This window comes from Cupriavidus basilensis OR16 (genome assembly GCF_000243095.1).
Classification (GTDB): domain Bacteria; phylum Pseudomonadota; class Gammaproteobacteria; order Burkholderiales; family Burkholderiaceae; genus Cupriavidus; species Cupriavidus basilensis_D.
This window is the reverse complement of record NZ_AHJE01000045.1, coordinates 62,236-83,284: the sequence shown is the minus strand read 5'-3', so window position 1 is coordinate 83,284 and position 21,049 is coordinate 62,236. Positions and strand designations below refer to the sequence as shown.

Here is a 21,049-nt window from a genome sequence, read left to right as displayed (position 1 = left end):
CCGCGCTGGCTCACTCGGATCGACGAAGTGATTCCTCCCGGGCCGCGCGAGGTGGAGAAGCTGGTTGCGTTTCCGAGGCTATGATGTCAACGATTGGAGTTATCCTGACGGTGGCGGATGCCGGTGCTCAACTCTTCAGGAGACTCGAAATGACCAGCAAGAACACGATCTGTTTGTGGTACGAAGCCGACGCCGTTGACGCCGCAAACTTCTATGCCGAAACATTCCCCGACAGCGCTGTCGGCGCCGTCCACCGCGCACCGGGCGACTATCCCGACGGCAAGCAAGGCGATGTCCTGACGGTTGAGTTCACCGTCGTCGGCATCCCTTGCCTCGGGCTGAACGGCGGCCCGCATTTCAAGCACAACGAGGCCTTCTCTTTTCAAATCGCAACGGACGACCAGGCCGAAACCGACCGCTTGTGGAACGCAATCGTCGGCAATGGCGGCCAGGAAAGCGCATGCGGCTGGTGCAAGGACCGATGGGGATTGTCATGGCAGATCACCCCGCGCGCCCTCATCGCGGCAATATCCGACCCCGATCGCGCGGCGGCCAAGCGCGCATTCGAAGCGATGATGACCATGACGAAGATCGACATCGCCGCGATAGAGGCGGCACGGCTGGGCTGAAACCTATCCGCAGGTTGATGGAACGCGTCCCGGACGTCCTTTGCTGTTCAGGTCTGAGGGGATGGCTGACCGATTGGTTCTGGTTGTGGGTTCAACCGGTCGAGTCATTCGAATGTTTCATCGCAGCGAAACGACTTCACCGTGCCAGCCGACGTCCGTCCTGCTTGCGATCACCAGCGCGGCGCCAGGTCCGTCGGCAGCGACGATGCGGCTACCTTTCTCGTCCCAAAATGCACTTTTGCCTATCGGCGACCATCCGCCGGTATCTCCGCCGTGGTTGGCCATCAGCACGGCGAAACGATGCTGTGTTGCATATTGCTGAAGCAATGCGGTGTCTGTCGCATAGCCGTTCGCGGTGATCAGAGCGCCCACCGCATACAGGTTCGCGCCCGTGGCGGACGCCTGAGCCGCATGCTCCAAATGGCCCGTGTCCGCGCAAACGGCGAGCGCGATGATTTCGCCATCGACGGAAAATGGCGGCCCGCCCGATCCGGGCACAAACGTCGTGTCTTCTCCTGGATGCAGGTATTGCTTGGTATAGCTGGAGATTTTGCCGTTCGACGTCAACGTCAGCGCCCCGATTCGTACCCCGTCGCCGAAACGCAAGGGAGCGCCCACAACGGCGGTCAGCCTGCTTCGAACGCATTCGTCCCGGAGTGGTATGAGGCGTGTGTCGTCGTCGTGGATCGCCACTTCCTTCGCAAGGCTGCTTTCGTATCCAGTCAGGGAAAGCTCGGGAAACACGACGAGGCGCGCGTGCCTCACGGCAGCCTCGCGTAGAAACGCCAGATGCAATTCGACGTTTCGCCTGACGTCACCGGGAACAGAAATGGATTGGGCTGCAGCTACAGCGAATGGTCCGGGCATCGTAGGATTCCAATCGGCAAATTTGGACAGGACATCGGGAAATACGACACGGTGTTCGTCGTATCACATTGCCCCTTGTCTCGCAGGCCCCCAAGGCGGCAACGCAATGCAACCAAACCAAAGTGTGGAGATTGTCGAGGATTTCCACTCGGATGTCGAATGATCGAATTGGAGGTCAGACATCTCAAGGGATAGCGTTCCATCCCAACCGCCCTTGAAGAAGGCGCCAGCCGAGAGGAGGCGACATTGGCTGATCCGCGAGCGCGTTCTGGCCGGCAGTCTCTACGCCACGCGGCTGCAGACACCACACCTGTCACACAAGGTGTGGCTGGCGGCGGATGCGCTGGCCGAAGCCTTGCCCGCGCGCATGGATTGACTTGCCGCTTGTGCTGCGCCGTCTCTGTGTACCCGTTGACTTTGCGCATCCCGAGATGCCGCCGGGCCGTCCGACCATACCAAAGGATGATTGGTATATCAGACCCTTTGCGAAGATACTCCAGCAGAACCAGCGCATCCACCGACATGAACGTCCTCAATGCAGGCGCTTAACGCTCCGTGAGCTGCCAGGCTATTGATCTGTTTTCCGAGTCCGTTAGAAAAGGGCCCACTTATGCCGGGAGCACGATGAACCCGACCACCTTCAATCCGCAGGAAATTGTGACGAGCATCATTGTCCACGAGGTCGAACCCGGCGCCGCCGAGCAGTACGAAACGTGGCTCGCGGACATCCGGGCCGCATGCTCCAAGTTTTCCGGCTACCTGAACACCGATGTGATCCGTCCGGTCGGCACGAGCCGCGAGTATGCGAGCATCGTCCGCTTCGCCGACTTCAAAAGCCTCAACGCCTGGATGGAGTCTGATGTGCGCCGCCAACATATTGAGAGAATGCGGCCATCGCTGCGGCAAGGCGACCGATACGAGATCAGGACTGGCCTCGATTTCTGGTTCGCGCCAAAGAACGCGCCGGTCAAGATCCCGACCGCTTGGAAGCAGTGGCTCATCACGTGGAGCGCCATCCTGCCGCTCAGCATCGTCGTACCATGGGGCGTCGTGCCGGCGCTCACGCGCCTCGGCTTCGCCCATGACTCGTTCATCGACAAGGCAGCCGTGACGGCGGCAATCGTGTTTCTGATGGTTTACGTGGTGATGCCGCGCTACACACGGCTCGTTGCGCACTGGCTGTTCAAATGACCAGTGCGTACTCCGGTCAGACCTCGTAACCGCAAGCGCTCCAGCTTCAGGATCCGTTTCAGATAAGCGAATTACATCTCGATCTTCTTTCGCTCCCGGCGTGATCGCCTGCACTCCGGTGTCACCGCGAGCTTCCGTGCTACATCACGCGCGTTCTCATGGACACTGCGGGCGAGCTTTGCACCAAACCCTCCGCTTCCAGATCGGCCAATGCGCGCCGCACTGCAATGCGCGGCACGCAAAATACGGCACACAACCCCTCTTCCTTCGGGATCATCGCTCCCGTGCGGCACTGACCGCGGACGATCTGATCAGGCAGCACGGTGAACATCCGGCGGTGCAAAGACGTGCCAAGGCTACGTGCTAGCGCACTCTAGTTCGCATTCGATGTCGTTTGTAGCGAATCTCCCTTGCCGGCAGGCGCTTAGCCTAACTTCCACTTGTTGTTCTACATATATGATATCATAATAACATTATAACATTAACTGGGGCGACGGCTTGAGCCGGGTATCCACGTAGATAGACGGAGACACCAAGACCGATCAGACGCTGTCCGCGGCCGCGTAGACGCAAGCCACCGGCGCTCGTATCAGTGCCGGCGAGCTGGCCGCCAGAATCGACCGCCTCCCAGCGACGCGCAGCATTTGGAGTCTGGTGTTGTTATTGTTGCTAGGTGCCTACCTTGAGTTCTATGAACTCTTCACCACTATTATCAAGAGCGGCGTGCAGAACGCCACCACGGAGGGCTTCTTCACCTTCATCCGAGTAGTAAATCCGGCGTAGTCACGCCGGCTGATGACGTACCTTAGTCCACTCACCTTTAGGAGCGAAATCATGAAAATCTCCTCGCATGCCATCCGCGCCGCTATGGTCGCCTTCTCTGCAGCGGCTTTGAGCTCGCATGCAGCGGCCGCTGCGCCCGTCAAGAACATCGTGCTGGTTCGTCGGCCACAGCTACGGCGGCGCCGTCATTACCGAAGCCGGTAACCACGACAAGGTCGCCGGCCTCGTCTACGTGGCCGCATTCCAGCCTGACACGGGGGAGAGCCCGCTCGACCTGACCAAGAAGATGCCGCCCGCCACCCAGGCCATCAAACCGACACCCGATGGCTACCTGCACTTTGACCCGGCTCTCTTCCATGCAGACTTTGCGGCCGACGTGCCCGCCGCCGAAGTCAAGTTTATGGCGATCTCGCAGGTGATACCGGCTGCGCAGTCATTTGGGGTGCCGATCACGCACGCAGCCTGGAGAACGAAGCCGAGCTGGGCGGTCGTTGCTACTGCAGACCGCGCGATCAATCCTGATCTGGAACGCTTCATGACCTCGCGCGCCGGCAGCAAGACGATCGAGATCAAGAACTCCAGCCACGTCGCTTATATTTCGCATCCTGCCGAAGTGGCGAAGCTCATCGAGCTGGCCGCGAAGCATTCCGGCAAGGATTGAAGGGACGCGAGGAGCCGCCTCAGACCGGAGAACTGGTCTGGATGGCACGAATCGCCAATTCGAAAGTAGCCTGATGCATCCCATTGCGGATGCTCGGGTTGCTTCCGATCTTCTCCCTCTATGAATCGCGTCATCCGATCCTCCTCTGAATGCGTTAATCTAGTTTAGGCAATCGGGTCGTCGTGGCAACACATACAAGAAGATATTGATGACTACATGGCCTCCTTGGGACCTTGGTCAGCCGAGGAGGCCATTGAATACCTACGGGAAGAATATCCTGGCCTTTCGCCGGATCCCGCAGATCAAGTCAGGGCAGCCGTCGGGTCGCTTCCCGCAAATGTTCAGGTTCAGTTTCGACTCATGACAGACACTTCTATCGAACAAGTTGTGCAGCATATCCGGGAACGATCGGATGGTCTGCCACTGCGCGAATTGACAGGCGTTACGCTGAACTTTCATCCAGACACGGCAGTTGATGGGATAACGACCATCGAAGCAATTGCACGCGACGGCATATACCGCTCGCAGTTCGAAACGGGTTCGAGTAATGGCGGTATGACCGCTTATCCGGGCGGCGACCGCTGGAATTGGGAGAGCCGCATATTCGGCGGGGCTTACGATCAGGCAGATGTGGCGCTACGTCCGAAATACGGAGCGCTGAACTACCGAGCCGAACCTGTAGGAGGCTCCCCGCGTTTCGGTTCGTGCCATCTTCGATTACGTCCTCACGTACTTTCCCGAACGACATTTTGTTACCCTGACAGCGTCCAAAACCCAAGGGATTTTGGTGTTAGCGATCGCATGTCGCTGATCGAGTTGGCGAAGGCGAACGTCCCAAATCTGGATGATGTACTCGACAACTATATCGAAGCGCATGTGCACGGGACACTACAGGTCAGCGCGGATGTCGAGGCGATTGTACTGGACCCCTGCTATCGTGATACCGCCGTCGAGCGAGCGGCTCTCACTCTCGGATGCATACTTGAGTGGCACGACGGATTCCGATTGTCTCTCGACCACCTTGGCAGCTGCGCACAGTTTCGCGGTCCAACTGTCGCCGAAGCGATTTCGAGGATCAGCATCGACGGCGTTGTCACTCCCCTGGAGATAGGTACCGCCCGGGATGTCGTGCTTGACTATCAGATGGCCAAGTGGGTCTGGCACTGCGTTGCCCGATTTGGCCGGATTGCGAGCGTAAGTGACAACTGATGGGAATATTCAAACGTTGGTGTTTTTTCATGACGTCTGCGTGTTAGTTTCCCCATCCCAACTCCGTGTAGCTCCCTTTTTCAGACATTCGTGCGGGCAGTCGCGACTGGCTTGTTATGGCCGGCGGACTAAACCGCTCGCGCGGTAGGGGCTACGGCCATACGGTGGCGGTCAGGGAGAGGCCGGTCACAAGGTTCTATGTTGGCGAATGAGGCAATCCGCCTCGTTCTTCAACAGGAGCCGAATCATGACCTCCTTACCGGCAAACGCCAGTCCACTGCGCCAGCGCATGATCGACGACATGCGCATGCGCCAGCTCTCGCCGAAGACGCAGGACACCTATCTGCACATCGTGCGCGAATTTGCCCGGTTTCTCGGGCGCTCACCTGACACCACCACCGTCGAGGACCTGCGGCGCTACCAACTGCATCTCGTCGATCACGGCACATCGCCTGTGTCACTGAACCACGCGATCACCGGCCTGAAGTTCTTCTTCGAGGTCACGCTCGACCGGCCTGAGCTGATGGTCAGGATGCACCCGGTGCGCGTGCCCCGCACATTACCCGTCGTGCTCAGCCCCGATGAAGTGCGGCGGCTCATCGAGGCGGCCGGCAACCTCAAGCACCAGACCGCGCTGTCGGTCGCCTACGGCGCCGGTCTGCGCGCCAGCGAAGTGGTGGCCCTGAAGGTGTCTGACATCGACAGCCAGCGCATGACGCTGCGCATCGAGCAGGGCAAGGGCCACCGCGACCGCTACGCCATGCTTTCCCCAGTGCTGCTCGAGCGCCTGCGCGTCTGGTGGCACGTGGCCCGGGCCCAAGGCAAGATGCTGGATGGCGGGTGGCTGTTTCCCGGGCTCGATCCCGTCGACGCGCTCAGCACTCGGCAACTGAACCGCGCCATCCACGCCGCCGCCGAAGCTGCGCACATCGACAAGCGCGTGTCCATGCACACCCTGCGGCATAGTTTTGCCACCCACCTGCTCGAACAGAAGGTGGACATCCGCGTGATCCAGGTGCTGCTCGGCCATGCGAAGCTCGAGAACACCGCGCTCTACGTGCAGGTGGCCACCGACCTGCTGCACGAGGTCACCAGCCCGCTGGACCGCCTGCCTCCCGAGTAAGCCCACGCGCTGCAGCACCTCATGCTGGAGGTTGCGGACATCTTCCGGAGCCACGGACCAGCGTGGCGAGCAACGACACACCTGAGCCTGGGGCAGTTGAAGGTCATGTCGGCCATCGAACAGTGCCGCACGGCGGCGCTGGGCGGGCATGTGCTGCGCTGTTCAGGTTGCGAGCGCATCGAGGTCGCCTTCAACTCCTGCCGCAACCGCCATTGCACGAAGTGCCAGGCCAGTGCCGCCCACCGTTGGCTCGAGGCGCGCCAGGCCGACCTGCTGCCCGTCGAGTACTACCACGTGGTGTTCACGCTGCCTGCACCGGTCGGCGCGATCGCCTGGTACAACAAGACGGTGATCTACGGGCTGCTGTTCGACATTGCCGCCGAAACACTCCGTACCATCGCCGCGGATCCAAGGCACTTGGGTGCCCAGATTGGCGCCACGCTCGTGCTGCACACCTGGGGCTCGGCGCTTACGCATCATCCGCACGTGCACGGCATCATCCCAGGCGGGGGCCTGTCGCCCGATGGTGAGCGGTGGATCGCATGCCGGACCGGCTTCTTCCTGCCCGTGCGTGTCCTGTCGCGTCTGTTCCGGCGCCGCTTCCTCGAAGCGCTCGAATCCGCTCACCAGCGTGGCCAGTTGCAGTTCTTCGGCGAATACACGGAGCTTGCCAATGCGGCTACCTTTGCACGGTGGCTTGCGCCGCTGCGCACCTGCGAGTGGGTCGTCTACGCCAAGCGTCCCTTTGCCGGACCAGACACCGTACTTGAATATCTCTCACGCTACACACACCGGGTGGCGATCTCCAACCAGCGCCTGGTCGCCTTCGATGAACGCGGTGTCACCTTCCGCTGGAAGGACTACCGCGCAAAGGGACGCACCCGCCACAAGATCATGACGCTCGAAACCGGCGAGTTCATGCGCCGCTTCCTGCTCCATGTGCTGCCCGCCGGCTTCCATCGCATCCGGCACTACGGCCTGCTCGCCAACCCGGTGCGCCGCGCCAGTCTCGCGAAGGCCCGTGAACTGCTGGACGTCATGCCTGAGCCCGACACCCAGCCCGACGATCCCGGGGTTGCTATCCCTGCGGTCTTCGTCTGCCGGCACTGCGGTGCGCCGATGATCGTCATCGAGATCCTGGAACGCACTGCGCCCATTCGCGCACCACCCAAGCGGCGAGGCCAGACATGAGCACCACGCTTTCTGGACGGGCAAATCGACCGTCGGCTTTGCGGCAACGCGGCCTACGAGTGGACGTTTGCACTTGCCGCTTCGCGCAGCCCCTCGCACGTCCGCTTCATCCTCACGATCGCGCGACTGGACCGCCTCGTCACCGCACCAGGTTCTATCCAGCATCCCATTTGACTGCGCATCCTCCAGCACCGCTGGGCATCCCGGCCTATCAATCGCCATAGCCCCCAACACTCCGACCGCCTCGGAGCACTCCGCGGTTTCCTCCATCGAGGCTTGTTCGACGCCTGCCAGTAACGCGCGGTGGCACACTCACATTCCTGCGGGTGACGGCAGGCATCGAACAACCCTAAACGGGAGGCGACCTCTGCCAGTGCCGGGCCGGTCGACTCGTCGCGACCCATTCCGGACCATCACGCCCTCCGAAAGCGGTCACTCACGAGTGCATTTCGACTATGAACATGCGCGCTTGCTGGGCTTCCCGACGTTCGGCCTTGATCGGCGCATACCTCTCGGAATTGTAGAAGGCTAGCGCTTGGGCGAGAGTCGGAAACTCAAACACGCCGGCCATCGGCAGCGGCACCTCATCCCCTTCTAGAATCTGCGCAACAGGACCGAAATGTAGAATCCGCCCGCCCGCCTCTTTTAGCGCCGCCTGAAAGCGCGGAGCGAGCGCGGCCTGCTTGGCGGAGTCGATGACGCGTAGATTGACGTGTACGTATGCCGGCATTGTGCCTCCTCTTAATAATGCATATACACTATTATGCTAGGATGGGGTTGTCAAGGAGGTAGACGTGAACGGTTTTGATCCAGAATCTTTGAAGGGTGTCGCAGCGGAGTGTCCGGGCTTCCAGGCTCGTGCAACGGCGCGTGCACTCACGCGATATTACAATGCCTGCTTCAAGCCGCTCGGGCTGACGGCCGAGCAATTTAGCCTCTTGGTTGGGATCGGTGCGACCGAGGGGGCGACGCTCGTCGAGCTTGCGGATAGGGCTGGGGTCGATCCGACTACCCTCAGCCGAAATGTTCAGAATCTGGAGAGCCGAGATTTGGTCCGCGCTGAAGGCGGGCGTGGCCGCGCTGGAAAGCGGCTAGCTCTGACGCCATCTGGGCGTCGACTCGTGGTCGATGCGTTCCCGGTGTGGAATTGGGCCAAGGCGGAACTCGCCCGTCGCATGGGCGACGAAGAACTTCGTTCGGCAAGGCAGGCAATGGCGGAACTGGCCGAGGCCGCAGAATCCTCATGTACATAAAATGACATTTGTGGGACAAGGCTCGAGATAACCTCAGAAAGGCTAGTCAACGAAAATTCGCGTACGTGCGGTGATCCTGGATTGTGCACTGTGTTAGGTACCGTTTTTTGTCCGAAATAGACGCCACCAACGAACGCTATGGAGAACATTTCGCGCTTTACAGCTATGACCGCTCGTGGCCGGTTGCGACGGCCAGGATTGAGGGGCGGTCGGCCGTAGCCGACCCAACTCGGCCGTTGGGACTGCGAGGCTGCAATGTCTGCTCTCTGACTTGAACTGCCGTTGAACGGTTACCGACTTGAGATGCGAGAAGGCCCAGGGCCGCAACGCTACTGCTGAACAACCGATCCAATCCCTTAGGAAGCGGTTACGCACCCAATCCACCAGGAAGTCGCTGCTGCAACGAATCCGTCAACGGCCGATGGCATAAGCACTGCCTAACACTCATGCCAGCCATGCCGCTACGCGCTGCGACTGCGCGTAGCGGTTGGGAGGGCTAGAGGGCGGCAGAGGGTACTAGCGTCCAACTCCACTAAAACGCAATGCTTGCACTACCAGCGAAAATGCGGGCGATGGTTGACGCCGGCTTGGGTAGTACAGGTGGTAGCCTTCAAATTTCGGGCACCAGTCCTCCAGCACGCGCGTGAGCCGGCCAGCGTCGATGTGCGGCTGCAGTTCATCTTCTGGCAGTAGAGCTATACCCAATCCGGCGAGCGCCGCGTCCACCTGCGGCTGCGTGGTGTTGAAGATCAGCGGGCCCTCTACACGCACATTGACCCTCCGGCCACGGCGCTCGAAGTCCCAGACGTACAGCCCTCCGGAAGTGGGCATACGCTGATTGATGCACTGGTGCGCCATGAGATCATTCGGCGTCTTCGGAATGGGGTGGGTAGCAAAATAGCCCGGCGATGCCACCACTGCCAGGCGCAGAGGTGGCCCGATGGGCACTGCGATCATGTCCTTGTCGATGGTCTTGCCCAACCGCACGCCTGCGTCGAAGCGATCTGCCACGATGTCGCGCAGGCCGTAGTTGACGTCGAACTCCAGCCTGATGTCCGGGTACTCGCGCAGTAGTGGGGTGAGTTTGGGCAGCAACACGCTGTGCAGCACGTAGTCGCCACAGGTGATACGCACCGTGCCCGCGGGCTTGTCGCGCAACGCCGTCAATTCGTCCAACTCTGCGTCGATTTCGTCCAAGCGATGGCCAATGGCGTTCAGCAAACGCTCTCCGGCTGCCGTGGGCGAAACGCTGCGCGTCGTGCGCATGAGCAATCGGATCTGAAGCCGTGTCTCCAGGCCGCTGATGGCCTGACTTAGCGCCGATTGCGTAACGCCCAGCAATGCGGCAGCACGGGTAAAGCTGCCTTCCCGCGCCACTGTGACGAAGGACAGGAGATCGTTGAGGTTGCGCCTGACCATGATCCAGCCTCCAAAGAACTATTGATTAGCCTACCTTATATAATCTTTAAGTATTCATTAGCTCATTAGCTAGTCAAGCGAAAGCTCATTTGCCAAGATTCATGGCATGAAAAAGCTCGCTCCTCTCCCTGGGTGCCGGTTGCGGCTTGGAATGCTGATGTTGCTTGCCAGCTCGCGCCTAGGGCTGACTGCATGCTCCCCGGGTCATTCAGTAGCCCGGCCATCGGCCGCGCCCTCGAAGGAGTTCTCGATGAAGATTCGTTTGACCGTCGATGGCCAAAGCGCCACCGCCACGCTGTACGACAACGCCACGGCGCGCGATTTCGCGGCGCTACTTCCGCTGTCTCTCACGATGGTGGACTACGCCACCATCGAGCGCGTGTCCAACCTGCCGCGCAAGCTGTCTACGCAGGGTGCGCCGGACGGCATGGCGCCTGTGGCCGGTGAACTGACCCACTACGCGCCCTGGGGAAACCTGGCGATTTTTATCCAAGGCCGCACCTACTCGCGAAGCCTTCTGCCGCTGGGCAAAGTGGACGAGGGCTTATCCGTTCTGGCCAAGCCCGGGCTATACAAGGTGCGGATCGAGCGCGTCGAGGACTGATACCTCAGATCGCACAACCGGCAAATACAGCAGCAACTGGAGACCTTGGCGTCCCTCGGTCTCCTTCGGCGACTGACACCCATCGTCATACCGCTTCCGCCCTGACTTCCAGGCACAGCATTGCTCGTCCATATCAAGACATAACCGAATATTCCATGACTGTCCAAGTATCCGCCGACTCCATAGGCGACACTGACACTCCGCGTGAAACCAGGGAGCCATCCGCCTCCTGGAGCGGCGTTTTCGCTATGTCGATCTGCGCGTTTGCGCTGGTCGCTTCGGAGTTCATGCCCGTTAGCTTACTCACGCCGATGGCTGCCGACTTGCATATCACCGAAGGCATGGCGGGGCAAGGCATCGCCATCTCAGGCGCGTTTGCCGTGGTGACGAGCCTGTTCATCGCGGCGCTGGCCGGCAGCCTGAATCGCAAGACGCTCCTGCTGGCGCTGACAGCGGCGATGGGCCTGTCCGGCGCCATCGTCGCGCTGGCGCCGAACTACTTCACCTATCTGCTGGGCCGGGCGCTGATTGGCGTGGTCATCGGCGGCTTCTGGTCCCTGTCGGCAGCCACGGCCATCCGGCTGGTGCCGACGCCTCAGGTGCCACGCGCCCTGGCAATCCTAAATGGGGGTAATGCGCTGGCCACGGTGGTGGCTGCGCCGCTGGGCGCCTACCTCGGTGCCGTCATCGGCTGGCGCGGCGCCTTCCTGTGCCTGGTGCCGGTGGCACTGATCACGCTGGTCTGGCAGTGGCGCACGCTGCCTTCCATGCAGGCCCCGGCACGCACGACAGGCGCTGGCAATGCCCTCCGGATCTTCGGGCTGTTCAAGCGTCGCGGTGTCGCCTTGGGCATGGCGGCCAGCAGCCTGTTCTTCATGGGGCAGTTCGCACTGTTCACCTACGTGCGGCCATTCCTGGAGAGGGTGACGCGGGTGCAGGTGCCCACGCTCTCGCTCATCCTGCTGGCGATTGGCGCCGCGGGCTTTATTGGCACCATGCTCATTGGCAAGGCGCTAGAGCGGGGCTTCTACCAGACGCTGATTGCCATCCCGCTGGTGATGGCCGTCGTCGCCGCAGCCTTGATCGCCTTCGGCGGCTGGATGGCAGTAGTCGTCGCGCTGCTGGCGCTGTGGGGCCTGACGGGCACCGCCGCGCCTGTGGGCTGGTGGGCATGGGTGGCCAGGACTTTCCCGCATGACGCCGAGGCCGGCGGCGGCCTGCTGGTGGCGGTCGTGCAGATGGCCATCGCGCTAGGCTCCACTGTGGGGGGGCTGCTGTTCGACCACAGCGGCTACCAAAGCACGTTCGTGGCGAGCGCGGCACTGCTATTGGTGGCAGCCACCCTGACCGTTCTGACGGCGCGCATGGGAGAGACGCAAGCCTAAAAAAATCGCTCACCACGTCATAAAAGAAGTGATATGGCAGAAGAAGACGTTCTGTCTTGCATCTATCGAAGCGACGGAGCGGATACCATTGTGAACAGGAGCCGACACACGAGCTAAGGCGCGCTCCCATCGTTTGTGCCCGACGCGGAGCAGTCAATCGAATTGCTGAGTCGTCGCGACGTTGGAGGCCGCTCCATCCGTCTTCGTATGCGAAGCGGTCCTTTCCGGCTCGGCGCGCAATGTCGCAAACTGGCCGGCAAGCGACCTGTGCCGCCACTGGCCGGTCGGCGCTTTCCGATCCGCAACGAACATTGCGATTCACCGAAACCGGCCATTTGCCATAGTCGGCTAACCGTGCGTGAATGTTCGGCGCCTTGGATCCCCGCAGTCAGAAATACCGTGACACTCGCGCACCTAACGAAGGCAGCGAAGGAGCGAGTTGTGCACCTGACAGGCGCTGCGACCAAGCGGTGGGGGCAAATCTTCGATTTCATTGATTGTGCAACGCGCCTAACGTGCTGAAGAGTCGCCGCCCCCAATGAGCCCGGAAACTGTGCAGCTACAGATCGGCCAGTCGCGGCGCCTTATTACACAGGCATCACTTCTGCGGCCTGCCGACCCTGCCGTTGCACCATTGATCGCCAACGGCGACTAGCCTTCCTTTCGCGAACTTAATTTCCAGCATCTTTTCGCTTTCAAGCGCCCGCCCTTTTTCGTCGGTCAGACCGGCGATGACCTGCTTGCTGGCGATATCGATCACGTCGCCACTTGACGGGTACATGCGTCTTCCGTCGATGCTGCAACTGAGCCAACCGACGGAGGTTCGTGTGCCGATGGACGTCTCGTATTTGGGCGGCATGCTCTTCGCGTCGAAGACGTGCACGAAGGGGTTCTCGTCGGCAACCCATACCTCCCGTTCATCCGGCGTGAGCGCCACGCCGTGCGTGCATGCGCCCTTGTGATCGGGATGATTCGTGAGACATGGGAACTGATTCGGCACCCTCACTTCGGCGATGACCTTGCCGGTTCTGAGGTCGCCGACTGCGACGCCGAGCAGGCCGTTCACGCTGGCGAAAACAAGTGTCTCTGTGCCATTGATCACGATCGGTCGAACGCGCGCGCTGAACGGGCCGATCTCGCCGACGATCTGAGCGCGTCTCGCATCCGCGACGAAGATAGTTGGACTCTCCGGCACCAGATAGACGCGATCGCCTCTTGGGGAGAAAACCGTATTGTGGCTGCGTGCCGCGGCTGGAAGCACCGTGATCAGTTGACCGTTCAGGGCGCTGACGACATTCCAGGCGGGACGATCCAGAGCCGGCACATAGAGAACCTGGTTATCGGGAGAGATGTCCGGCCGGTCGCAGCACCAGCCGTCATATGCCTGCATCCACAACAACTTATCCGCCTCGAGATCGAGTGCGATCAACCGGTTGGTCTCGGCGACGTAGAGAATCCGCGTCGCCATGCTTGCGACGATGCCCTTGGCGAGCTCTGGCGGGCGGCCTCGTAGGGTGGGGAGCGAGATACGCTTGACGAATTTGAATCCATGATCGACGTCGAACACGACTATCCCATCGCCACCCTTGTCAAAATGGTTGCCGACGCCGGGCACGGCGGCATAGAGGTAGGTTCCGTCCATTACGGCCGGAGAATTCTCTTGGGCGTGGGTTGTAGGCGCCGCTATGGCGAAAGCTAGGGCCGCCCCCGTTGCCAGTCGATACGCATGTTGGGACCATGAGTGCGACATGGGGCCAAATAGATTGCGCAAGTGGTTTCCCTCTTGATCAGCTTTCGCTGTTCTGCGTCTCGGCCTCCCGACTACTTGGGGCCGATGGTCAAATATGTTTGGGCGCGTGGCGTCGCGCGCCGCTTATCAAGCAAGTATAGTTCCCATTTAGATAATTCATTGTTTTGGGGGGAATATGGGGTTGGGCAGGTAGTGAGGACTGAAAAATCCACCGATTACGTTTCAGAATTGATACGTTTTGCCGCAAAGGGTGAATCTGCCAATCCGAGGCGGTCAGGAAAAGGATGCCGTCGTACCCCAGCCCCAGCGCAAAGCCTCACCACACCTGGCGGCCCGCTGACGTAGTAACTCGCTTCATACGCCATCGCGCGCCGAGCGCGGCGCCACAAGTGTCTGACATTGCGGTCTCTTTTCCGGTGGAGCCATCATTGGCGCGCCGCCGTGCCGACAGATAAACGGGGTGGGCGCGACCGGTGCTATGTCGTCATGCGGTGAGCTGACTGCGGGCGTGACGTTGAGCAGCTCGCGTGCTTTGGCAACGTTCTCGCGACGCACCGGATTGGCGAGCAGGCCGTAGTGACGAATGCGGTGAAATCCGTGGGGCAGAACGTGCAAGAGAAAGCGCCGCATGAACTCCGCGGCCTCGAGCGTCATCGGCTTGTAACGCGTGCGTCCCTTCTCCCGGTAGTCCTTCCAGCGGAAGGTCACGCCGCGTTCATCGAGGGCGACCAGGCGCTGGCTTCGTGAATGTCAGCGCGGCGCTCGAAGCGAATGCGAAGACGATGGAAATTGTGGAGCCATGCATTCCTGAAACTTGGCTGCTCTCTCAATGGTCTCTAGGAAGGCGATTAAGACTCGAGATTCGGTGGCCTGGATCAAGTGCAGCATCGCTGGCTCCCGTATGTATCCATCCAGCGGCGAGGTTATCGACACAACTTCGAAGAGAATCTTGACGGTATTGAGCGACGCGACCACCCACGACCCACCGCAAGTGGGAGCGAGGAGCCACCGGACGCATGTTCCCAAGAGGTGTCAGGACAACAGAACGCAAGTGACAACCACTGTTCCAACCGTGAAACAGTTTCGGCTCGAAGTCACCTTCCTTCAAGGGGTGTGAAGCCACTAGCCCTTCTCGTATCAACACTTAACGGTGCATGGTACGAGTTTTGCATTGGGATGTGACCGCCGATGCGCGGGCTGGCGATCCATGCTTGAGCCGACGTAAGTCATACCATGCCGGGTTCGAATGCCGACCGTAAAAATAATTCAGAAACGTGTGGTGAGAGAAAGGAAGGCTATGATGAAACCGTTACGCCATCGGCTCTTCGGCCTGCTCCTATTCATTGCCTGCCTTCCTGTGTCCGCATCTGCGCAATCGCTCTCGCTTGGAAAAGGCGATCTGCGGGTGATGACCTATAACGCGGACGAAGGCACGGATTACCAGGAAGTGGCACGGGCATCGGGATTGCAGGAGTTCCTCGTCGCCGTGGGGCAGACCATCACCCAGGTGCGCGCGACCAATCCCCCCGAGCGCATGCACGCGCTGGCGAAGCAGATCATCGCTGCCGGCCCTGCGCTGGTAAGCCTGCAGGAACTGGACCAGTGGTCCTCCGGGCCATTTGATCAAGCCACCTCGACGTGCGGGCCGGTCACGCGGGAGTTCGACATGTTGCCGGAACTGCTCAATGCGCTGGCCGCCCAGGGAGCCCACTATCAGGTCGCCGTGCAGGCACAGCAATATGCGTTTCCGCCGACGCCGGGACTAATATTGCCCTCCACGTTTCTGTGTGTGCAGGTCATTAATCAGATAGCGATTCTCGCCCGCACCGATCTCGATCCGTCGCTTTTCCAATGGAGCAATCCACTGTCGGCGCAGTTCGCGAACAGTGTTTTCTTGCCCACGCCGATCGGGACCGTGCCGCTGCCCAGGGCCTGGGTTTCCGTGGACGCCAAATTCCACGACAAGGCGTTCCGCTTCATTGGCACACATCTCGAATCGGCGGTCCCGTATATTCGTGAGCTTCAAGGCGCCGAATTGCGCGCCGGTCCGGCAAAAACGGTGCTGCCGGTGATCCTGGCCATGGATTCTAATGCGCAAGCCGCCCCGCCGCCGCAGGACGTCACATACACGGATTTCGTTTCTGCTGGCTATCAGGATGCGTGGTCGGTGACTTACCCCTTCCTTGCCGGATTCACGTGCTGCCAGGCGCAACTCGTGAACAACCCTCTGTCCCAGCTATCCCAGAGAACTGACCTGATACTGATTCTAGGCAATATCGAGGTACAAACGATCGCCTTGTTCGGCGCGAATCAGGCAAGCAGAACCGCGAGTGGCCTGTGGCCGTCGGATCATGCAGGGGTTGCGGCGCAATTGGTGGGGGAATGAGGTGGCTCCGTTGAGTAGGGCGATCTAGATTGTTGACACTGATCAGATTTTGATCGGCGTATCACGCGCGGCGAATGTTCTCTATTTGACTCCAGCGGTGGCGACAGCGTTGTCGACATGGTTCACGGGCGAGCGACCAGGCATCGCGACGTTGTGCGGCGGCCTGATGGCGATTGCCGGTGCGGTGTTCGTGGCGTTGCGTGGGCGCCAGTAAGTTCGACTCAAGACGCGGGGCGAATCACGAAGGTGCCGAATGCCGCGAGCGGGAATCCCTCCCCCGGATCTATCGCGACACGCAGCTTACTACCGAACGGATGCAACAAGGGCATTCCTCAATAGTTTTGTTCTCGCGCGATTGTCAACGATTTAGCGGCCGATGTCGAAGGACCGTTCCTGGCCGGGAAGCGACCTCGGCCTGCCGCTACCCATATATCCCGCAATTCGCGGATTCTCCTTGATTCGCCGGGTGCAGCGATCTTTGAGCGTGAGCCTGTGCTTGCAGACAGAGGGGCACGTCCACCGCTTGGCAATGCCGATGGGTCAAGACCGCAATGGTCGCGATCCGATCACATGTCCGAGGCTGTGCCTGTTTCGGACGCTTGCCACCGTGCGCAGACCGTGCCGCACCCGATCGATCACCCTCTCCTCGCGTCGCATGGCATAACGACGTGTGCCGACCATGAGAATTCCGGCGCGTTCTCCACCCGGTGCGGATGGCCGTCCGGCAGGAGTCGTTGTCGCCCAATACCCTGGCGCCATTTATACGGCGATTGACGACAATCGGAATGCGGCTGCCAGAGCCCATGGACCGGCAATCCGACAGTAGAATTCGACTAACATTCCGTTGAGACGATCTGGAGATTGCCGATGGTTCGCCTGCTGATGCTTCTGCTTGGCGTGGATTACTTGCGTAAGCGATGGCGCGCACTGGCTTGGGCCGGCGCCATCAGCGTGATCACGGGAGGTGCGCTGATTATCGATGCACTTGATGGCCGGCTCGATTTCCCGATTGAACCGTTTGCATGGCTGCTGCTGCTCGAAGGGCTGGCTACCATGGCGGTGGCGTGGACCGGAATGGGCGGCCAGCGCACACTGCGCTATGTCAAGGGTATGGCGTTCAGCGTGGCGGCGAGCCTCGTGCTGGCCAGCCATCACCATGGCCACATGGTCCTGTCGCTGCTGTTCGGTCTGCTGTTTCTGGCCGACGGGCTGCTGCAGGTGGCATCGGCACGCGTGGTGCGCTTTCGTACCTGGCGGCTGGCGATGGCCGGCGGTATCGTCGAGATTGCAGTAGCGATCTTCTTTATCCAGCCCTACCCTACGCACTACGCGGGCACCGTGCCTTACTGCGTGGGCCTTGGGCTGATCTTCGGTGGCTGGAACATGCTGCTGCTCGCATCGCGCGTGCGCAGGCTGGCCGGAAATCCGGAACTGCGTGGCACATCGGAAGCCGGCTCTGCCGATGATGCGGACCAGCGACTCACGACATGGAGCGGCCCGCCCGCAGCCGACGAACACGCGCTGACCGTGCACGTCTGGACGCCGGTGGGATCGGCAAAGACCGAAGCGCGCCGCCAGCCGATCATCGACCGCTATATCGCCGCGGTGGACCGAAATGGCGTGATTTCCACCGGCCACGCGGCACTGGAATCGCCAGAAGGCGTCTACATCAGCCTCTACCCGGCGGTCGAGATCGACCGCGCGCCCGACGACTTCACCCGACTGCTGCGCGCCACGCGCGAGAACGACGTGCCTGGCACTTTCCAAGCCGACTATCCCACCGAATCGAAGGCGTGGTGTCCGTCGACGGTGCAGGTGCGCATCCGCAACTACGACGCGCAGCGCCTGCGCGAATTCTGGGATGCCTATCAGCGTGACACCACATACAACCTGACCCACCGCAACTGCTCAAGTACAGTGGCACGGGCGCTCGATGCCGCGCTGGAAGGCGCCGGCGCGCGCGTTTGGGCGCGGCTGGACGGGTGGTGGCCGTTGTTCCGCCTGGTACTGACTCCTGAACTGTGGGTTGCGGCGCATCTACGCAAGCGCGCCGCGACGATGGCGTGGACGCCGGGCCTGACCCTCGACTACGCGCGCGCCATGAGCATGCTGGCCGATCCACGTCCCTTCGCCTGGGCCACGTTCATCGGCACACTGAAGCGGCGCAGTTCCGCCAGCCCAGCGGACGATCGAGATGCCTAGGAGCTTGCGACGGCAGAGCCAAGGTTTGCCATTCGACTCCGGAAGCAATGTGTCGTGGGACGCCAGCCCAATAGCAATGCTCAAGAGTTTCGAGCGATAGCCCCGGAAGCAGATCAAGTGCCGCGGATGGTTCGTGTGAGGGAGCGCCCGCCTTGAGACCTCAGTATCACCCACACTACTACGGCGCCTACTTTCGAGACCCCGAGGGAAACAAGATCTGTGTTTGTTGTCACGATCCGGTGCCGGCATAGCACGGACACTCGATCGCGAAACACGCGCTTCGTCCGTACGAACTGGAATGCTCTTCTTGCCCGGCCAGCGACATCAAAGCGAACACGCAATGTCAGCACTCAGCAAGCGCCAGTGATTCGGCCTCGCCCGCCAGCCCTTTCCCGGCTGTAGGGCGAGGCCCGATCAGCTAGCCTTCAATGCTTAGCGCATCCACCGTCATCCGTCGGCGCCCTTCCCCTCATCGTCCAGCGCTGCCAACTCGCTCAGCACGAGCGTTTCATGCGCGAGCACAGCCGCCAACGAAAGGAGATGGCCTTGTGTTTCTTCGGTGATGTTGCAGAAGGTGCCGCCGGCAGCGTTCTCGACAGCAACCGATAGCAGCGCGTTGAGTTGCGCGGTTTTCTCGGCGGCGAGGCTTAGCGGGCTTTCTGAGGGGGCGTGCGCGGTGAGGAAAGTGTCGCGGCCTGAGCGTTGGGCGGTGATGTTGTATTGCGGATATTTATACATCGGGCGCCCTCCACAGGGAGGCGCGCAGGCGCAGGCAGATGACTGGGAGCTTGGGAAAAACGCTTTGCCCGGAACGGGCGAGCGAAGACTGGGGCATGGGTGTGCCTCCTTTTTCACGCGGATTCGACTCCGCCCACCCCGCTGCTAATCGGGGTGGGCGGGCGCAAGGCGAGGTTAGCAGACCGGGAAAAAGGAACCGGCGAGCCCGAAGGCTCCCCCGCCCAGGCCCGCCCGTAGGGGCGCACAAAGGCATGACGGACAAAAAAAGCCGCCTGATGGCGGATTGTCCACCTTTTTCCGCGGGCTGCTAAACCCGGTCGCTGTGGTTGCAACGACCTGCGCAGTATAACGGCACAGAGTACGCCCCAAACCACCCGCTACAAAAAGTCACACTGCCACGCGATCAGCCGACAAAAAGCACCAAATCAACGCTTTCCAACCTTCAACCGCGCCCTACGCCAGCCGCTTGGCCAGTTCCGCACCATGGGCAAAACCTGCTGTTTCCGCGGCTTCCGCCGTGTGGAAAAGGTCCGTCACCTTGGAGGATTCCAGCAGCGTCCCGGCGGCCCGGATGTTCGTGCCCGGGCGGCATACCCGAACCGTGTATTCCCAGACGGTGGGCGTTCTCGGCCGCACCTGCACTTGCACTTCATGGGTCTCGAAGACCCGCTTCTTCCACGCGTATTCTTTGATCATGGCTGTCCCCGCATTTATTGGAGAACCGCAACCTGGCCGGGCGAACGCTAATCATCCAAGCGTGCATCGCAAGCGCCAAAACGGTTGCGGGCTTCCGTTGCGTTCCAGCTGTCATCGTATCAAACCGGGCGATGTTTGCTCATCTCGTGCAATCCCGGCTTGCACTTTTGCGAATTGCTCGACACATGGCGCTGCAATGCCGCAGATGCCCGGCACTGGACAATCTCCCGGCGGGCAATCATCCTATGTCACCCGCCTGCTCGCCCAGCCAGATTGCATCATGACGCTCCCTACCCTGCTCCTGTTCGTCTTTGCGTCGGCCGTGACCATTGCCACGCCCGGCCCGACGGTCCTGCTCGCCCTGAACAACGGCTCCAGGCATGGCGTACGCAAGGCGTGCTGGGGCATGGCCGGGGCTCTCGCCGCCGACATCCTCCTGATCGTCACCGTGGCCGCCGGGCTTGGGGCGGTCATCGCCGCGTCCGAGGTTGCCTTCGAGGCGATCAAGTGGTTTGGCGCCGCCTACCTGGCCTATGTGGGGTGGAAGATGCTGCGGGCCGGCAAAGCGCCGGATACGGTACCCGATGTGCCGGCGGATTCCGCTGCCGCGTCCCTACCGGCCGCCGCACGCGGCGGTGCCCTGTGCTCGCGCAGCTTCCTGGTGGCGGCGACCAATCCCAAGGCACTGCTATTCATCTCGGCGTTCCTGCCGCAGTTCATCGATACCGGCGCGCCGTTGCTGCCGCAATATGCGATCCTGACGCTGACCCAATGCCTGTTGAACCTGGCCGTGATGCTGGTGTACGCGGTGCTGGGCGCACGCATCGTGCACGCCTTCCGTGGTGACGGCATGCGCTGGCTCAACCGGTTGTCGGGCGGTACGCTGATTGCGCTGGCGGGCGGGCTGGCGTTTTACCGGCGCGCGCAAGCCTGAGGCTGCGCCATAGCACCACCACAGCACC

At 61.1% G+C, this 21,049-nt stretch carries 20 protein-coding genes and 4 pseudogenes; 15 read left to right on the top strand and 9 right to left on the bottom strand.

Going from position 1 to position 21,049, the window contains the following annotated elements:
* Positions 1 to 149 precede the first annotated feature (149 nt).
* The gene (locus OR16_RS17640; RefSeq protein WP_006159303.1) at positions 150 to 629 is read left to right on the top strand and encodes a VOC family protein; all 480 of its coding nucleotides are present in this window, start codon (positions 150 to 152) and stop codon (positions 627 to 629) included.
* 117 nt (positions 630 to 746) lie between these two features.
* Here the strand turns inward: OR16_RS17640 and OR16_RS17635 are convergent, their stop codons facing one another.
* Positions 747 to 1,496, bottom strand: coding sequence for a carbon-nitrogen hydrolase family protein (locus tag OR16_RS17635; protein ID WP_043420165.1), 750 nt, complete (start codon positions 1,494 to 1,496; stop codon positions 747 to 749).
* A gap of 214 nt (positions 1,497 to 1,710) precedes the next feature.
* On the opposite strand from OR16_RS17635, the gene OR16_RS44100 reads away from it, so the two are divergent.
* Entirely contained in the window at positions 1,711 to 1,872 is a 162-nt protein-coding gene (locus OR16_RS44100) for a hypothetical protein (RefSeq protein WP_158001368.1), read from the top strand.
* A gap of 248 nt (positions 1,873 to 2,120) precedes the next feature.
* Positions 2,121 to 2,687: an antibiotic biosynthesis monooxygenase gene (locus tag OR16_RS17630; RefSeq protein ID WP_006159301.1), complete on the top strand. Its 567-nt coding sequence runs from the start codon at positions 2,121 to 2,123 to the stop codon at positions 2,685 to 2,687.
* Here OR16_RS17630 and OR16_RS45935 read toward each other — a convergent pair.
* Positions 2,651 to 2,866, bottom strand: a pseudogene (locus OR16_RS45935) (transposase); the annotation flags it as partial. The gene OR16_RS17630 and the pseudogene OR16_RS45935 overlap by 37 nt on opposite strands.
* Positions 2,827 to 2,964, bottom strand: coding sequence for a GntR family transcriptional regulator (locus OR16_RS17625; protein WP_237717103.1), 138 nt, complete (start codon positions 2,962 to 2,964; stop codon positions 2,827 to 2,829). The gene OR16_RS17625 and the pseudogene OR16_RS45935, both read right to left, overlap by 40 nt.
* A gap of 624 nt (positions 2,965 to 3,588) precedes the next feature.
* On the opposite strand from OR16_RS17625, the gene OR16_RS17620 reads away from it, so the two are divergent.
* The 4 genes from OR16_RS17620 to OR16_RS17605 all read left to right on the top strand — a co-directional run bounded on the left by OR16_RS17620 (position 3,589) and on the right by OR16_RS17605 (position 7,654).
* Complete coding sequence (locus OR16_RS17620) at positions 3,589 to 4,131, top strand: alpha/beta hydrolase (protein ID WP_006159298.1); 543 nt, start codon at positions 3,589 to 3,591, stop codon at positions 4,129 to 4,131.
* Positions 4,132 to 4,491: 360 nt separating this feature from the next.
* Positions 4,492 to 5,340 (top strand): DUF3626 domain-containing protein, encoded by an 849-nt coding sequence (locus OR16_RS17615; protein ID WP_050983008.1) that lies wholly within the window; start codon positions 4,492 to 4,494, stop codon positions 5,338 to 5,340.
* A 247-nt stretch (positions 5,341 to 5,587) separates the two neighbouring features.
* On the top strand, positions 5,588 to 6,463 hold the full coding sequence (locus tag OR16_RS17610) for a tyrosine-type recombinase/integrase (RefSeq protein WP_006159296.1): 876 nt from the start codon (positions 5,588 to 5,590) through the stop codon (positions 6,461 to 6,463).
* Between the two features lie 21 nt (positions 6,464 to 6,484).
* Positions 6,485 to 7,654: an IS91 family transposase gene (locus tag OR16_RS17605; protein ID WP_043420163.1), complete on the top strand. Its 1,170-nt coding sequence runs from the start codon at positions 6,485 to 6,487 to the stop codon at positions 7,652 to 7,654.
* 436 nt (positions 7,655 to 8,090) lie between these two features.
* Here OR16_RS17605 and OR16_RS17600 read toward each other — a convergent pair whose 3' ends face one another.
* Positions 8,091 to 8,384: a DUF1330 domain-containing protein gene (locus tag OR16_RS17600; RefSeq protein WP_006159294.1), complete on the bottom strand. Its 294-nt coding sequence runs from the start codon at positions 8,382 to 8,384 to the stop codon at positions 8,091 to 8,093.
* Between the two features lie 64 nt (positions 8,385 to 8,448).
* Between OR16_RS17600 and OR16_RS41425 the strand changes: the two genes are divergently transcribed.
* Complete coding sequence (locus tag OR16_RS41425) at positions 8,449 to 8,907, top strand: MarR family winged helix-turn-helix transcriptional regulator (RefSeq protein WP_081488808.1); 459 nt, start codon at positions 8,449 to 8,451, stop codon at positions 8,905 to 8,907.
* A 516-nt stretch (positions 8,908 to 9,423) separates the two neighbouring features.
* On the opposite strand, the gene OR16_RS17595 is transcribed toward OR16_RS41425, so the two are convergent.
* Positions 9,424 to 10,326 (bottom strand): LysR family transcriptional regulator, encoded by a 903-nt coding sequence (locus tag OR16_RS17595; RefSeq protein ID WP_006159292.1) that lies wholly within the window; start codon positions 10,324 to 10,326, stop codon positions 9,424 to 9,426.
* Positions 10,327 to 10,576: 250 nt separating this feature from the next.
* On the opposite strand from OR16_RS17595, the gene OR16_RS17590 reads away from it, so the two are divergent.
* Both OR16_RS17590 and OR16_RS17585 read left to right on the top strand, forming a co-directional pair.
* Complete coding sequence (locus OR16_RS17590; protein WP_006159291.1) at positions 10,577 to 10,930, top strand: cyclophilin-like fold protein; 354 nt, start codon at positions 10,577 to 10,579, stop codon at positions 10,928 to 10,930.
* A 248-nt stretch (positions 10,931 to 11,178) separates the two neighbouring features.
* Positions 11,179 to 12,315 (top strand): MFS transporter, encoded by a 1,137-nt coding sequence (locus OR16_RS17585; protein ID WP_006159290.1) that lies wholly within the window; start codon positions 11,179 to 11,181, stop codon positions 12,313 to 12,315.
* A 598-nt stretch (positions 12,316 to 12,913) separates the two neighbouring features.
* On the opposite strand, the gene OR16_RS17580 is transcribed toward OR16_RS17585, so the two are convergent.
* Complete coding sequence (locus tag OR16_RS17580; RefSeq protein ID WP_006159289.1) at positions 12,914 to 13,957, bottom strand: YncE family protein; 1,044 nt, start codon at positions 13,955 to 13,957, stop codon at positions 12,914 to 12,916.
* A gap of 462 nt (positions 13,958 to 14,419) precedes the next feature.
* Positions 14,420 to 14,806: pseudogene (locus OR16_RS17575) on the bottom strand (transposase); the annotation flags it as partial.
* A 556-nt stretch (positions 14,807 to 15,362) separates the two neighbouring features.
* On the opposite strand from OR16_RS17575, the gene OR16_RS17570 reads away from it, so the two are divergent.
* From OR16_RS17570 to OR16_RS45930, 4 genes and pseudogenes are all read left to right on the top strand, one after another.
* Positions 15,363 to 16,451, top strand: a complete 1,089-nt coding sequence (locus OR16_RS17570) for a hypothetical protein (protein WP_237717101.1) — start codon at positions 15,363 to 15,365, stop codon at positions 16,449 to 16,451.
* A gap of 55 nt (positions 16,452 to 16,506) precedes the next feature.
* Positions 16,507 to 16,665: pseudogene (locus tag OR16_RS41420) on the top strand (EamA family transporter); the annotation flags it as partial.
* Positions 16,666 to 17,318: 653 nt separating this feature from the next.
* Entirely contained in the window at positions 17,319 to 18,653 is a 1,335-nt protein-coding gene (locus OR16_RS17565) for an HdeD family acid-resistance protein (protein WP_006159287.1), read from the top strand.
* A gap of 122 nt (positions 18,654 to 18,775) precedes the next feature.
* Positions 18,776 to 18,904 (top strand): annotated as a pseudogene (locus OR16_RS45930) (VOC family protein); the annotation flags it as partial.
* Positions 18,905 to 19,100: 196 nt separating this feature from the next.
* Here the strand turns inward: OR16_RS45930 and OR16_RS17560 are convergent.
* Both OR16_RS17560 and OR16_RS17555 read right to left on the bottom strand, forming a co-directional pair.
* On the bottom strand, positions 19,101 to 19,391 hold the full coding sequence (locus OR16_RS17560; RefSeq protein ID WP_006159286.1) for a hypothetical protein: 291 nt from the start codon (positions 19,389 to 19,391) through the stop codon (positions 19,101 to 19,103).
* Positions 19,392 to 19,844: 453 nt separating this feature from the next.
* Entirely contained in the window at positions 19,845 to 20,087 is a 243-nt protein-coding gene (locus tag OR16_RS17555) for a hypothetical protein (RefSeq protein WP_006159285.1), read from the bottom strand.
* Between the two features lie 280 nt (positions 20,088 to 20,367).
* Between OR16_RS17555 and OR16_RS17550 the strand changes: the two genes are divergently transcribed.
* Positions 20,368 to 21,021 (top strand): LysE family translocator, encoded by a 654-nt coding sequence (locus OR16_RS17550; RefSeq protein WP_006159284.1) that lies wholly within the window; start codon positions 20,368 to 20,370, stop codon positions 21,019 to 21,021.
* The last annotated feature ends 28 nt before the right edge of the window (positions 21,022 to 21,049 follow it).

What these genes read in the sequence shown, in the direction of transcription:
- OR16_RS17640 (WP_006159303.1), top strand. Translation starts at nt 150, where the DNA reads ATGACCAGCAAGAACACGATCTGTTTGTGGTACGAAGCCGACGCCGTT.
- OR16_RS17635 (WP_043420165.1), bottom strand. Translation starts at nt 1,496, where the DNA reads ATGCCCGGACCATTCGCTGTAGCTGCAGCCCAATCCATTTCTGTTCCC.
- OR16_RS17630 (WP_006159301.1), top strand. Translation starts at nt 2,121, where the DNA reads ATGAACCCGACCACCTTCAATCCGCAGGAAATTGTGACGAGCATCATT.
- OR16_RS17625 (WP_237717103.1), bottom strand. Translation starts at nt 2,964, where the DNA reads ATGATCCCGAAGGAAGAGGGGTTGTGTGCCGTATTTTGCGTGCCGCGC.
- OR16_RS17620 (WP_006159298.1), top strand. Translation starts at nt 3,589, where the DNA reads ATGCAGCGGCCGCTGCGCCCGTCAAGAACATCGTGCTGGTTCGTCGGC.
- OR16_RS17615 (WP_050983008.1), top strand. Translation starts at nt 4,492, where the DNA reads ATGACAGACACTTCTATCGAACAAGTTGTGCAGCATATCCGGGAACGA.
- OR16_RS17610 (WP_006159296.1), top strand. Translation starts at nt 5,588, where the DNA reads ATGACCTCCTTACCGGCAAACGCCAGTCCACTGCGCCAGCGCATGATC.
- OR16_RS17605 (WP_043420163.1), top strand. Translation starts at nt 6,485, where the DNA reads ATGCTGGAGGTTGCGGACATCTTCCGGAGCCACGGACCAGCGTGGCGA.
- OR16_RS17600 (WP_006159294.1), bottom strand. Translation starts at nt 8,384, where the DNA reads ATGCCGGCATACGTACACGTCAATCTACGCGTCATCGACTCCGCCAAG.
- OR16_RS17595 (WP_006159292.1), bottom strand. Translation starts at nt 10,326, where the DNA reads ATGGTCAGGCGCAACCTCAACGATCTCCTGTCCTTCGTCACAGTGGCG.
- OR16_RS17590 (WP_006159291.1), top strand. Translation starts at nt 10,577, where the DNA reads ATGAAGATTCGTTTGACCGTCGATGGCCAAAGCGCCACCGCCACGCTG.
- OR16_RS17585 (WP_006159290.1), top strand. Translation starts at nt 11,179, where the DNA reads ATGTCGATCTGCGCGTTTGCGCTGGTCGCTTCGGAGTTCATGCCCGTT.
- OR16_RS17580 (WP_006159289.1), bottom strand. Translation starts at nt 13,957, where the DNA reads ATGGACGGAACCTACCTCTATGCCGCCGTGCCCGGCGTCGGCAACCAT.
- OR16_RS17570 (WP_237717101.1), top strand. Translation starts at nt 15,363, where the DNA reads ATGATGAAACCGTTACGCCATCGGCTCTTCGGCCTGCTCCTATTCATT.
- OR16_RS17565 (WP_006159287.1), top strand. Translation starts at nt 17,319, where the DNA reads ATGGTTCGCCTGCTGATGCTTCTGCTTGGCGTGGATTACTTGCGTAAG.
- OR16_RS17560 (WP_006159286.1), bottom strand. Translation starts at nt 19,391, where the DNA reads ATGTATAAATATCCGCAATACAACATCACCGCCCAACGCTCAGGCCGC.
- OR16_RS17555 (WP_006159285.1), bottom strand. Translation starts at nt 20,087, where the DNA reads ATGATCAAAGAATACGCGTGGAAGAAGCGGGTCTTCGAGACCCATGAA.
- OR16_RS17550 (WP_006159284.1), top strand. Translation starts at nt 20,368, where the DNA reads ATGACGCTCCCTACCCTGCTCCTGTTCGTCTTTGCGTCGGCCGTGACC.